Raw genomic sequence first — 11,819 nt, forward strand, 5'->3', positions numbered from 1 at the left:
CACGGCTGGACATAATTCAGTGAGAACACTCTCATTACCTGAATATTCGATATCGAAGTACAATGGGGGCAATGACAGCGGGGATGGTCGGACCAATGGCGAAGCTCTATTACGGCAATCAGGACGATCCCATCGACATCCCCGATGATCTGCTCGCCCACGTGAAGATCGTCGTGACGACCAAGCTTCGCCGCGGCGAGAGCTTCCTGATGTCGTGGTCTCATGCCGACGGCAACGGCCGCTCTTCGATCTGGATCCAGCCTTCCATCGCGATGCGGTTCGTCTTCGACACGGTTCACGCGCCGGAGATCGATCGCGCTCTCCTGGCATCGCTCGCGGTCGCTGCGAACTCGAACTCCGGGCTGGTGGTCCGCCTCGCCGAGGCTGGCCGACACGACGATGGTCATGAGCGGATGCCGGTACCTCCGGTCGAGCAGACGGTCGGCGAGCTGACCCTGGCCTGATCAGGCAGACGCAGCGTCGCCTTCCCGGGCGGGCGCATCGTTGTCAAGCCCCGCGCGTCCCCGCGCGCCCGCGTCGAGAATCGATGGAGCCCCTCCGGGGGAAGCCGAGCGACGCCCGCGCGGACGGGCCGAGAGGACGGACCATGAAGGCGCTCACGTGGCAAGGACATCGGAAGGTCACCGTCGAGGAGGTCCCCGATCCGCGGATCGAACAGCCCACCGACGCGATCATCCGCGTCACCTCGACGGCGATCTGCGGATCGGATCTCCATCTCTACGAGCTCTTCGGTCCCTTCATCGACCGGGGAGACGTACTGGGGCATGAGCCGATGGGAATCGTCGAGGAGGTGGGCGCCGACGTCACCCAGCTCGCGGTCGGTGACCGCGTCGTCATCCCCTTCAACATCGCCTGCGGACACTGCTTCATGTGCCGCCGCGGACTGCAGTCCCAATGCGAGACGACTCAGGTGCGCGAGTACGGCAGCGGCGCCGCCCTCTTCGGGTACACCAAGCTGTACGGCCAGGTGCCCGGCGGTCAGGCGGAGTACCTCCGCGTTCCGCTCGCCGACTACAACCACATCCGTGTGGGCGCCGACCTCCCCGACGACCGGTACCTCTTCCTGAGCGACATTCTCCCGACGGCGTGGCAGGGGCTCCAGTACGCCCACGTCCCCGACGGCGGGACGGTGGTGGTCATGGGCCTCGGCCCGGTGGGTCAGTTCGTCGCCCGTGCAGGCGTGCATCTGGGCTATCGCGTGCTCGCCGTCGACCCGGTGGCCGAGCGGCGCGCGCTGGCCGACCGCCACGGCGCATCGACTTTCGACCTGACCGACGACATCGTCGACCAGCTACGCGACCTCACTGAAGGGCGGGGCGCCGACGCGGTCGTGGATGCCGTCGGCCTCGAGGCCCACGGCGACCCCGTGATCGCCTTCGCGCAGCGCGCGGCCGGCATGCTGCCCGACCCGGTCGCGCGGCGTGTGATGGACACCGCGGGGATGGACCGGCTCGCCGCCCTCTACGCCTCGATCGACGTCGCCCGCCGTGGCGGAACCGTCTCGATCAGCGGTGTCTACGCGGGAGATGCCGACATCCTTCCCATGAAGACCATGTTCGACAAGCAGATCTCGCTGCGCATGGGTCAGTGCAACGTGAAGCGCTGGATCGACACGCTCCTGCCCCTGGTCGAAGACCCGGCCGACCCCCTCGGCGTCATGGACCTCACCACGCACCGCGTGCCGCTGACGGACGCACCCCAGCTGTACGAGACCTTCCAGAAGAAGGCCGACGGCTGCATCAAGGTCGTGCTGCAGCCGTGAGCAGGCACGCGGCATCCGATCCGGGCTGATGGCACGCGTCGGCACGTCGGGATGGAGCTACAACCACTGGAAGGGCGTGCTCTATCCTCCCGGGCTGCCCGCAGGAGCCCGGCTCGAGCGGTACCTCGAGGAGTTCGACACGGTGGAGCTGAACGCCAGCTTCTACCGGTGGCCGCCGCCCGCCAGGTTCGCGGCCTGGCGCGATCGTCTGCCTGCGGGATTCGAGATGACGGTCAAGGCGCCGCGGGGGCTGACGCATGCGCGCCGATTGCTGCACCCGGAAGCGTGGATCGACCGGGTCGAGGCGGGTCTCCACGAACTCGACGGGCGGCGCGGACCGCTCCTGATCCAGTTGCACCCGTCCCACGAGCGCGACGATGAGCGCCTCGATTGGTTCCTCCGCCGTCTGCCGGCATGGGTGCGTCCCGTCGTGGAGTTCCGGCACGACTCGTGGGCCACCGAGGATGTCTTCCGGCTCCTCGAGCACCGAGGTGCGGCGTACTGCGTGATGAGCGGAGCACGGCTCCCGTGCATCCTGCGCGCGACCGCGCCCATCGTGTACGTCAGGCTCCACGGTCCCGATCCGGACCATCTCTACGGTGGTTCGTACTCCGACGATGACCTGGCGTGGTGGGCGCAGCGGATCCGCGAGTGGGAAGGCGCCGGGCACTCCGTCTACGCGTACTTCAACAACGACGGCGAAGGCCACGCGGTGCGCAATGCCCGGACGCTGCGGGCGCTGCTGGCCGACGGAACCGGTTAGATCGAGAGCTGCCGATTCACCACCTGCTCGGCGACGTCGCGGATGCGGGCATCCGCCTCTCGGGCATACCGGCGCAGGAGGGCGAAGGCGCGGTCGACGGACACACTGTGCCGGAACGCGAGCACACCCTTCGCCTGCTCGATCACCACTCTGCCGTCCAGCACGTGCTGCAGCTGCGCAGCGCGGTCGGCGTGGCTCTGCCGTTCCCGCCGGACGACGATCCCGGCCGTCGCGAACTGCGCGAGCGCCTGTGCGACGGCGGCGTCGAGGTCGGTGCGGGCGTCCTCCACGTCGAAGAAGAGGTTCAGCGCGCCCAGGCACTGCCCGCGCATTGTCAGCGGGATGGCATAGCCCGAGAGGAATCCGCGCGACTCGGCGACCTCCGTGAACGCCGGCCAGCGCTCTCGGACGGCACGCACGTCACGCGTCTCCACGACCTCCGCGGATCGATAGCTCTCCAGGCAGGGGCCCTGGCGAGTGCCCAGCTGGGCCTCCTCCACGTCGGTCGTCCGTTCGCTCGTCGAGCCGACCACGTGCAGTACGCCCCCCGCGTCGGCCAGGACGATGCCTGCCTCGACGGCCGCGGTCTGGTCGACGGCGGCGTGGACCAGCGCGTCCCTCGTGTCGATGACGTCGTGACGGGCGTCGAGCGAGCCCGCCAATCGCGTGAACGCCGCGACGAGGTCGTCCGTCGGCGGCAGCTCATCGTGAGCGGTCACGATCGAGCACCGCCCTCGACGAGACCTCGATGACACGCGACCTCGCACCTGAGCCTCACTCCTGCACCGTACGCCGGTGTCCCCGTGTCCGGCGGGTGTCTTGACAAACTACGGCGTGACCCGAGACGGCCCTGTCCCGGCAGGGCGACCCGGCCGCAGCGCCGTTGTCAAGCCACTGCACCGTCCACGCGGCCTGCGCCAGAGTCTTCTGTGCACGGGGCGTTCGCCCCGACGGAGCGAGGAGCGTGAGATGGCGGATTTCACGCCCGAAGAGTCCGGACCACGGGCAGGTGAGGTGGTCGTGTTCTGGACCTGGATGGTCGTGATAGCGGGCGGCCTCGCCGTGATGATCACGATCCCGCTCCTGGGGCGCTGACATGCTCCGCCCAGTGCGCGACAACGCGCTCAGCATCCTCTTCTTCGCTCTGTTCGTCCTGGCGCTGATCGGCCAGTCGATCGCGGGCTACCTCGAGAACAACGAGCGGCTGGTGCAGCACTCGCAGCCGCCCGAGGCGTTCCTCGAGTTTCTGACCTCCTCGGAGTTCGTGGTCGACGTAGCCGAGAACTGGCAGTCCGAGTTCCTGCAGTTCTTCCTCTTCATTGCGGCGACGATCTGGCTGGTGCAGCGCGGATCGCCGGAGTCCAAGAAGCCGGGTGACGAGGGCGTGGGCAGTGACAAGGAGCAGAAGGTGGGCCGGTACGCGGATCCGGAGTCCCCCGACTGGGCGAAGCGACCCGGTCTGCCGCGGCTGGTGTTCTCCAACTCGCTGCTGCTCGTGATGGGAGCCATCTTCACGCTGTCGTGGCTGGCGCAGTCGCTCGCGGGAACCGTCGTGTTCAACTCGGAGCAGGCTCAGCACGGGCAGCCGCCGATCGCGTGGGCCGAGTATCTCGTGACCTCCGACTTCTGGAACCGCACTCTCCAGAACTGGCAATCCGAGTTCCTCGCGGTGGGCGCGATGATCGCGTTCTCGATCTTCCTGCGCCAGCGGGGCTCCAGCGAGTCCAAGCCGGTCGGTGTGCCCCATCACGTCAGCGCCGAGGAGTCGCAGTAGAGGCTTCTCTCCCACCTTCTCCGCGCCTGACGTGTAGCGTCAGGCCTACAGGGTCACCGTGGCTCTCGAAGGAGCACGACCATGGGTGAGAAGTCCGCACGGAAAGAGGGCGGCAAGACCGCCCCATCCAAGACCCTCAAAGAGAAGCGCGCCGCAAAGGCCGACAAGCGAGCCGCCAGCAGTCGCGTCGAGAACACCGACGCTGTGACGAGGGTCAAGAACCGCTAGCACTCCCGCGCCGCCTCGGGTCCAACGCGAGGCGGCTTCCCGGGAGGCCTAGCGTCGGATGGCGACGTAGACGGTGTTCGACGAGGTCCCGCCCGTCAGGTGGTTGTCGAAGTCCACGACGTGCGCCGCGCCCGCATCGAAGATCGACGAGAGCACAGCCATGAACTCGGCGTCGGGCGGGTCGTCCGACCATAGCGCGAAAACGCCTCGATCCTTGAGGTGCCGAGCGAGCGATGCGAGCCCGGCAGCGGTGTAGAGGTCGGCGTGACTCGGGTCGAGGGTGTGGCGCGGCGAGTGGTCCACGTCCAGCAGGATGGCGTCATAGAGCGGGTCGCCGGGCTCAGGCGTCCGGCGCATCACGGCGAAGAAGTCATCGTGCACCAGGGACGTGCGGGAATCCCGGACGAGCTGCGCCGACATCGGTAGAAGCTCCCGCTCATGCCAGCCGATCACGGCGGGGAGCGCGTCGATGACGTCGAGCCGCCGCACCCGCCCGTCGCGCAGCGCGGTCGCGGCCGTGTAGCCGAGGCCCAGGCCGCCCACGACCACGTCGAGTACGGCGCCCTCCGCGGCGGCGAGGCCGAGGGTCGCGAGCTCCTCCTCGGCGACGGTGAACAGGCTCGACATCAGGTATTCGTCCTTCAGCCTGACCTCGTAGATCAGCTCGCCTGTCGCAGGATCGGCACGCCGGCGGAGGGTCAGCTCGCCCATGGGCGTCTCTTGCCAGTCGAGTTCCTCGAATCGGGCGATCATGCGGATTCCTCGTTCTCCGGACTCCGACGCCCGGTTCGTCGTACGCGACTGCCGTAGACCGACATGGTGTCACGTCGCGATGGAGATCACGCAGGCCGAGGCATCCGCTCGCCTGCTCGGCGCAAGCCGAACCCCCTCGATCCCGGTGCGATTTCAGGTGATCGAACGCACCGTCGAGGAGCTGGAGCACCTCGAGACCGAGCCGCCCCCGCTCGACGAGGCGCACTGGCTCGAGCACAGCCTCTGACCCGAGCACGAGGCCTCAGCGGTGGGTTCGCCTTCTCATCCGTCGCGGCGGCGTGCAGGAATCAGCAGCAGGATGCCGAGGAGCAGGCTCACACCGAGCGCGACCATCTCCCCGATGGCGTCCACGAGCGGCATGTGATGCAGATGGAGTGCGTGGTAGGCGAAGTGCAGAGCGCCGAAGATCGTCCACGCGATACCGAGGATCCGGAACGCGATGTCGTTGCGCCAGATGAGGCTTCCGACGCTGGCACCTCCGAGCGCGAGGTACATGGCGCCGACGTCGCGGATCAGGTGCTCGTTGAAGGGACCGTCGACCGACACCCAGCTGCCGAGAATGCCGGGGAACGAGTCGTAGAACGCGAGCGGGAAGAAGTACGCCCAGACGCCGACGAAGCTTGCGAGGACAGCGGAGAGCGCGGCGGCCGCGAAGTGGATTCGTCTCATACCCACACGACGAGGCAGCCCGGCCGAATGTATGCAGCGAGACGCGGGAGTGGCGGAGGATAGGGGATTCGAACTCTCATTTGGTGGGGTGCGAATGATCGCTTTTGCCGCGTAATTCCGCGGTTTTCGGTATGCCGAATTAGTGGCACACCAGCATCCCCATGCACTTAGATACACGGCGTGTCGCAGTTAACTGTGCCAGTAGATGTGTCACGCGGCGGGATCGGTGAGCCAGAGATGCGTCGCTGGCTCCTGTTCCACAAGTGGCCTGCGAACCCTCCGGAACGGGGGCGATCAAATCTGGTCTTCGGCCCGACCTACCGGGAGGATGTCGAGATCCATTGGTGAAGTGGGCGCTGGAGGCTCACAGCAAGGTCAGCCGGGGAGCATTGGCGAAGTGCTTACGATTGCCCGTCAACAGCGGCAACCCTTTGGCGATTGCACACGATGCGATCCACCGGTCTCCGACGTGGCGGGATTTGTCTCCGAATGGGTGGCCAACACCCCTTGCGGACGCCAGAAGTCTTGCGTACGCCTCGATGACCTCACGGTCTTCGTCGATCGTCGGCATCGCATCGAGCTTGTCGGTCAGAGCCTCAACTCGTTGCTCGCCCCACCCCGCAAGGTAGGCGCCGGAAAGGACCTCAGCCCTCGTCTGAAAGGAAATCAAGGGGCGATACCCGGTGAGGGTCGCAGTCCACGCTGCGACCGGGTGCCCCTGCTTCTCCACGACGTGGGCAGGGGTGACGTAGAGGGCGCTGAACACATCGGTATCCAGCAGTGCGGCCTGAACGGTCGCCACTCAGAGGCCAATCGCCTTCAGGTACAGCTCGGCTTCGTCTTCTGTAAGCCCGGGGACGGCCCCGAGCTCGGCGCCTGGCGCGCTCGCCAGGATGTCGTTCAGCGACACAGCCCCACGCACCCCGATGTCTGCTGGAATCGGCGAAGCCGCCTCGATCGTTGCCGCGTGGATCTGCGCCAGGCGACCTTTCACGTCCCGTTCAGGTGTGCCGACGATTGCGACGTGACGGCCGAGAAGACTTCCTACGTCCGCGTCGTTCACCACGTTCGGGAGCGCAACCTTGTTTCCGAGGTCGTCTGTCACCTGCAGGCGGTGGGTGTCAAGGTTCACCGCGCGGAGGCGCCCGACGAACGTGACCGTATCGACACCTGTGTCGATCTCGGCAACTCTCCACGTCTCTTTGTGCGTCGCAGAGGTCGCGAAGGTGCGTCGAACCTGACCGCCGACTTTGAATTCCACTTTCGGCGCAGCTTTCTCGAGCGCGTTGCGCAAGTCGCCGGCGGCGGCGGCCAGCGTGTCCGTTACCCAATCGGGACGCTCATCGACCGCAATGGACTCAACGATCGCCTGAAACTTCTCGTCGAATACCCGCTCTTCTTGAAGGTCGAACTCAAGTGCGTCTTCGTCGTCGGTTCGCCGGGCGAGAAGCCTCGTGCTCCCAGGGGCCAAGCCGATGGTGAGTTTGGCGACTCTTTGCGTGCGCTTCGGCGGGCGCCCGAATGCCTCAGCGTCGGTCTCAGCACGACCGAGCTTGGTCGCGACCTCCTTGAGGCTCTGCACGATCGCGATCAGGTGGTCGGCTTCGAGCTCGCCCTCTGGGGCACTTCCGTCGATTAGCCGGAACTCAAACTGTGTTGCCACTGGGATCACCTCCACCCCTTGAAGCGCTGTCCCTGCGACACCTCAAACTACTCCCGGTGTCTGACATGGATCGCGCTCCAGACTAGCGGCGCGAGATCGGACGCGCCTCTCATTCAGATGAGATCTGCCGGCGTGCGGGTTGAGGCTTGCCAGAGCACTTGTTTGGAGGCTGACAGCGCGGAGCATGCGCGTCCGGTGCTCCGAGCGCGCCTCGAGCGTTCGCTATTCGGGCGAAGCATGTGAGGCGTTGACCCGCTTCATTAGTGCTTGCCGACTCAACTTCGTCCGCGCGCTCAACGCGGCCCAGCTCTGCCCGCTGCGACGGAGCATCTGAACCAGAGCGTCGCGCTCCCGAAGCATCCGGGACTCTTCCCGATGGAGCTTCTCCAGGTCTCTCGACAGGGCGCTCAGGCGATCCAGCGCAGCGCGTTCGGATCCCCATTTGCGAGCAAGGCGACGCTCGAAGGCCGCCCTCGCTTCCGCCTCCCGGCGTTCCGCTTCGGCTCGCTCCAGTGCCTCGATCTCGCGCGCCTGAGCGAACTCACGCTTGGCATTCCGGCGTCCTCGAGCCATGTAACCAGGTTGTCACGCGATCCCAGTGTTGCCAAGGGATCTGAGGGCCCCACTGAAGAGTGCCTGCGTGCATCGCCGCTCCTGTCATCCGTTGCTGTTCGTGACGCGCGCTCCTTCTGTGGTGTCGGACCCGAGGTCTTCGTGATAACAGCGGTACTCGGCGCGCGAAGGGGTAGCCCGGAAGGCCCGCTACGCGCCGATGACAGTCATCCCAGATCCATAGGCGGGTACACTTCTTCGCTGATCGTCGGACAATTCCGATACAACTCGTTGAGCGGCTCCGCTCCGTCGTCAGGAAGCATTTGCTCGGCGGCCAGCGCGAAGGGATCCCACGCGGAGCCGGTCGAATAGTAGTCGTCGAGCCAAACCTGCAGTGAGGGTGGGTCCGATAACGAGTAGCCCTGTTCTTGCACGCACGCTGCGACGGTTTCGGTGAGGAACCGGTACTGTGCCTCGGCTCGCAAGCGCGGGAGTTGCATGTTGAAGCGAGGGTCGAGCGGATACATCGCCTCACACCGCGCGAGCGCCTCGTTCAGCGCACTCTCCTGGCCGGCCGGGGCAGGGTCGATGGAGACTCCGCCCTGATCGTTCGGCTGCACTGAGAACCCAGCCTCGCCGGCACAGCTGGAGATCACCTGCGCGATCTCGGTGGCCGTCACGTAGCGAACGAGCTGGGCGTCCACTGGGTGGTCGAGACTGTAGGCCTGCTCGAGGTTCGCCAGTTTCGCGTTATACAGCCGTTCGACTTGCGCGGGCGTGACCTCCCAGTCGTCGGGAACTGCTGCCGCTGTTTCGCCCGGCTGTGGCGATTCGCCGTCGCTGCTGCACCCCGTGAGAAGTGCGATGGCGAGAAATGCCAGGCATGCAGTCTCGATGGCCCGCATCTCTTAGGACCCGCACGAAACGCCACCCGGGCAGTAGCAGGAAGCGGTGTGGGCCGAGATCGTTCCTGAAGTCCATACTCTTGCGGTGTGTGACCCGGCGGAGATCGCGCCCGTCCATTGGTAGGAGCCACCGTAGAACCAGACGCTCTTCTGGACTCCGTCGACGTAGTATCTCGTCTCATTGGTCGTGGTCGACGTGATCCGGCAGTTGTAGTTCACGAGGCAACTGAGCGTCTTGTCCCAGGACTCGGCGGCGTTCGCAGCCGGGGCGGCCACTACGGTGCCCGCTACCAGCAAGCACGTGGCTGCCGCCGCCAGAACTGCCCTTCTGATCCGGCTGGAACCGTTCGGTTGATTACGCATGGGGTTGCTCCACTTCTTCGTCAGGCGGGATAGCCGCATTTGCGGTGTCCTCGCGCAAGATAGTGAGCGCTGCGACGAAAGGCCGTCAACTTGTCTCGAAGGATCGGGCACAGATTGCCGGATTTCACTTCAGGCACCCGTACGAATGCTCATGCGCCGCGCCTGGTCAGCGGCCAAGCGGCCGCAAATGGTGTTGTAAGGATCCGGTGGCAGCGGCGACTTCCTGGGTGAGGGCCCCCGATCGGGCTCCGCAAGGAGGGAACCATGACCAACACCACTGAACGCCTGGTTCCGGTCCGCCTGGCGGATGCGTCCTCCGCATTGGGCGCCCTGCTCATCGAAGCGATGCAGATGATCGACCAGAGCTACGCCGATCCCCAGCTCTCGCCCGACACACTCGCCGAACGACTGCACGTGTCGCGCCGACAGCTCTATCGGGCCTTCCGGACGCGCGGGGTCGGAGTCGCTCAAGTGATTGCCGAAGCCCGCATCAGCGCGGCGTGCACGTGGCTCGCAGAGGACCATCGGTTGCCGTTGCCCGAGGTGGCCCTCAGATCGGGCTTCTCCGATTGCGACTCTTTGAGGAGACACTTGCGGCGGCGGTTCAGATGCTCGCCGTCGCAGTTTCGCGCCAGGATGGCACCACGGATCGAGTCTGAGCGCCGATCGTGATGGTACGGCGGCGTGAGGATGAAGGAATGCCACGAGGAAGTCGAGCGGCAGGTCGCGGCATCCCGCTTGCTCGAACTCTGCGATCCCGCCAGTCCGTGTGTGCACCCCGACCTGAAGAATTGACGGTATGTCCGCCTTCAACAGCCGCGTCAGCTTCTGGCCTGACCGCGGTAAGGCGGAGGAACGCGGCCGGGCTGCTTGCTCTTGCGATTGCCCTCGCAACCGCCGGTTGTGCTCCGAGCACGCAAGCAGAGGTGACTGCATCGATCTCGGAGTCATCACAGCCCACCGCAACAACTGGCTACGACCAGATGCTCGATGAACGTTGGGCTCAGGTGATCGCCGTCTTCCCCGACGCCGTGCGGGCCGAAACGACGAAGGTGCGCGAGATCAAGCCGGAAGCCTGGGCATTGACAATCGCGGGTTGCCTGGAGGAACAGGGATTTCAGACCATCGTTCGCGTGGACGGAGGGATCGAGAGCCCCGGGGTGCCGGCCGCGCAGCAGGAGGCACTGGCCGTGGCTCAATTCGTGTGCGGGGCCGCTTACCCGTTCGCGGAGAAGTACTCGCTGCCTCTCACGGACGCCCAGCTTTCACAGCTCTACGCGTTCTGGCTCGAGGAGTCAGTCCCGTGCTTGCAGTCTTTCGGCCTCGACACGCCGCCAGCGCCGACGCTCGCCGTATTCCTGGAAACGTACGAGTCTCCGGACATGTGGCAGCCGTTCGTGGGACTCGGATCGCTCACCGGGGATCGATATGAGGAGGTTGTCGCTGCATGCCCGCAAGCACCCGACGATCTCTGGGACTGAACCGACCAGCTCGAGGGCCCTCACATCAGACAGCGCGCATGAGGCCAGATCGACATCGCGACCGACTGGGCCGAAGCGCGGTTACGGTCGGCTTACTGTGCGTCATCGTTCTCCTCACCGGATGCACGGATTCCGATCGGGGGGTGGGATCCGCGTCGACACCTGCGCCCGTGGCCGGTTCTGGAACCGTGCTGGGGGACGGAACGGCGGCCGAAACGGAGATCTATCGCGAGTCGCTCGACGCAAGGTGGGCATCGATCGCAAGCTTGGATCCGAAGGCTGTGCGACCCGAGACGGCGATCGTGCGGTACGTGACAATGGAGGAGCATTTTGGCCTCGTCGCGGACTGTGTGAACGAGCAGGGTTTCGCCGCGGACCTGGGTGCCGACGGCGGCATCAGATTCGGCGAGGTGCCCAAGGCGCAGGGGACCGCGTTGAATGTCGCGGTGTACGTCTGCCAGGCGTCGTACCCGCTGGAAGACAAATACACGCTTCCGCCGACCGAGGACCAGCTCCGACGGCTGTACGAGTATCAAGCCAACGACAGCGTGGCGTGCCTCACCGCGCTTGGATACACGGTCAGCCCTCCGCCGTCGCTGCAGGAGTTTCTTGACACGTTCAACACGCAGGACGCATGGTCACCCTTTGCGGAAGCGCTCGCGACGGCGACCGAAGAGGAGTCCATCGAGGCCAACGCCGCGTGTCCGCAGCAACCGGATGATTGGTGGGGATGAGCGCCCACGCGCGAGGTGACGGGTCGAGAAGACCTGGCACAGATTGCGATGACGTGGGTGAACGAGGTCGCATACGCTCGATCCATGGCGTCGAGGCACCCAGTTCACCACCGCGCGCAGCGACGTAGGG

Annotated in this window: 16 protein-coding genes; 10 read left to right on the forward strand and 6 right to left on the reverse strand. The window is 65.7% G+C overall.

The window, feature by feature from the left end:
• Positions 1-71: 71 nt before the first annotated feature.
• The 3 genes from JX005_RS04790 to JX005_RS04800 all read left to right on the forward strand — a co-directional run bounded on the left by JX005_RS04790 (position 72) and on the right by JX005_RS04800 (position 2,546).
• Complete coding sequence (locus JX005_RS04790; RefSeq protein ID WP_214466290.1) at positions 72-464, forward strand: DUF7882 family protein; 393 nt, start codon at positions 72-74, stop codon at positions 462-464.
• Positions 465-607: 143 nt separating this feature from the next.
• The gene (locus JX005_RS04795; RefSeq protein WP_214466291.1) at positions 608-1,783 is read left to right on the forward strand and encodes an alcohol dehydrogenase catalytic domain-containing protein; all 1,176 of its coding nucleotides are present in this window, start codon (positions 608-610) and stop codon (positions 1,781-1,783) included.
• A gap of 25 nt (positions 1,784-1,808) precedes the next feature.
• The gene (locus JX005_RS04800; RefSeq protein ID WP_214466666.1) at positions 1,809-2,546 is read left to right on the forward strand and encodes a DUF72 domain-containing protein; all 738 of its coding nucleotides are present in this window, start codon (positions 1,809-1,811) and stop codon (positions 2,544-2,546) included.
• Here JX005_RS04800 and JX005_RS04805 read toward each other — a convergent pair.
• The gene (locus JX005_RS04805) at positions 2,543-3,265 is read right to left on the reverse strand and encodes a GAF and ANTAR domain-containing protein (RefSeq protein WP_214466292.1); all 723 of its coding nucleotides are present in this window, start codon (positions 3,263-3,265) and stop codon (positions 2,543-2,545) included. The two genes, JX005_RS04800 and JX005_RS04805, sit on opposite strands and share 4 nt — an antisense overlap.
• 250 nt (positions 3,266-3,515) lie before the next feature.
• Here JX005_RS04805 and JX005_RS16240 point away from each other — a divergent pair, with 250 nt between their 5' ends.
• From JX005_RS16240 to JX005_RS04815, 3 genes are all read left to right on the forward strand, one after another.
• Positions 3,516-3,641, forward strand: coding sequence for a hypothetical protein (locus JX005_RS16240; RefSeq protein ID WP_281422018.1), 126 nt, complete (start codon positions 3,516-3,518; stop codon positions 3,639-3,641).
• Position 3,642: 1 nt separating this feature from the next.
• Positions 3,643-4,320 (forward strand): DUF6766 family protein, encoded by a 678-nt coding sequence (locus tag JX005_RS16020; protein ID WP_246533556.1) that lies wholly within the window; start codon positions 3,643-3,645, stop codon positions 4,318-4,320.
• A gap of 81 nt (positions 4,321-4,401) precedes the next feature.
• On the forward strand, positions 4,402-4,548 hold the full coding sequence (locus tag JX005_RS04815) for a hypothetical protein (RefSeq protein WP_214466293.1): 147 nt from the start codon (positions 4,402-4,404) through the stop codon (positions 4,546-4,548).
• Between the two features lie 48 nt (positions 4,549-4,596).
• Here JX005_RS04815 and JX005_RS04820 read toward each other — a convergent pair whose 3' ends face one another.
• Positions 4,597-5,301 (reverse strand): spermidine synthase, encoded by a 705-nt coding sequence (locus tag JX005_RS04820; RefSeq protein WP_214466294.1) that lies wholly within the window; start codon positions 5,299-5,301, stop codon positions 4,597-4,599.
• A 79-nt stretch (positions 5,302-5,380) separates the two neighbouring features.
• On the opposite strand from JX005_RS04820, the gene JX005_RS04825 reads away from it, so the two are divergent.
• A complete protein-coding gene (locus JX005_RS04825) occupies positions 5,381-5,548 on the forward strand; it encodes a hypothetical protein (protein ID WP_214466295.1) in 168 nt (55 codons plus the stop codon).
• A gap of 35 nt (positions 5,549-5,583) precedes the next feature.
• On the opposite strand, the gene JX005_RS04830 is transcribed toward JX005_RS04825, so the two are convergent.
• From JX005_RS04830 to JX005_RS04845, 4 genes are all read right to left on the reverse strand, one after another.
• Positions 5,584-5,991: a hypothetical protein gene (locus JX005_RS04830; protein ID WP_214466296.1), complete on the reverse strand. Its 408-nt coding sequence runs from the start codon at positions 5,989-5,991 to the stop codon at positions 5,584-5,586.
• A gap of 364 nt (positions 5,992-6,355) precedes the next feature.
• Entirely contained in the window at positions 6,356-6,793 is a 438-nt protein-coding gene (locus JX005_RS04835; protein WP_214466297.1) for a PIN domain-containing protein, read from the reverse strand.
• Positions 6,794-7,654 (reverse strand): hypothetical protein, encoded by an 861-nt coding sequence (locus JX005_RS04840; RefSeq protein ID WP_214466298.1) that lies wholly within the window; start codon positions 7,652-7,654, stop codon positions 6,794-6,796.
• Between the two features lie 779 nt (positions 7,655-8,433).
• On the reverse strand, positions 8,434-9,111 hold the full coding sequence (locus JX005_RS04845) for a hypothetical protein (protein WP_214466299.1): 678 nt from the start codon (positions 9,109-9,111) through the stop codon (positions 8,434-8,436).
• A gap of 627 nt (positions 9,112-9,738) precedes the next feature.
• On the opposite strand from JX005_RS04845, the gene JX005_RS04850 reads away from it, so the two are divergent.
• From JX005_RS04850 to JX005_RS04860, 3 genes are all read left to right on the forward strand, one after another.
• The gene (locus tag JX005_RS04850) at positions 9,739-10,146 is read left to right on the forward strand and encodes a helix-turn-helix domain-containing protein (protein WP_214466300.1); all 408 of its coding nucleotides are present in this window, start codon (positions 9,739-9,741) and stop codon (positions 10,144-10,146) included.
• Between the two features lie 254 nt (positions 10,147-10,400).
• A complete protein-coding gene (locus tag JX005_RS04855) occupies positions 10,401-10,955 on the forward strand; it encodes a hypothetical protein (RefSeq protein WP_214466301.1) in 555 nt (184 codons plus the stop codon).
• Between the two features lie 170 nt (positions 10,956-11,125).
• Positions 11,126-11,689 carry a hypothetical protein gene (locus JX005_RS04860; RefSeq protein ID WP_214466302.1) on the forward strand — a complete coding sequence of 188 codons (564 nt, stop codon included), beginning with the start codon at positions 11,126-11,128 and terminating at the stop codon, positions 11,687-11,689.
• Positions 11,690-11,819: the final 130 nt, after the last annotated feature.

The organism is Microbacterium flavescens (genome assembly GCF_018588945.1).
Lineage (GTDB): Bacteria > Actinomycetota > Actinomycetes > Actinomycetales > Microbacteriaceae > Microbacterium > Microbacterium flavescens.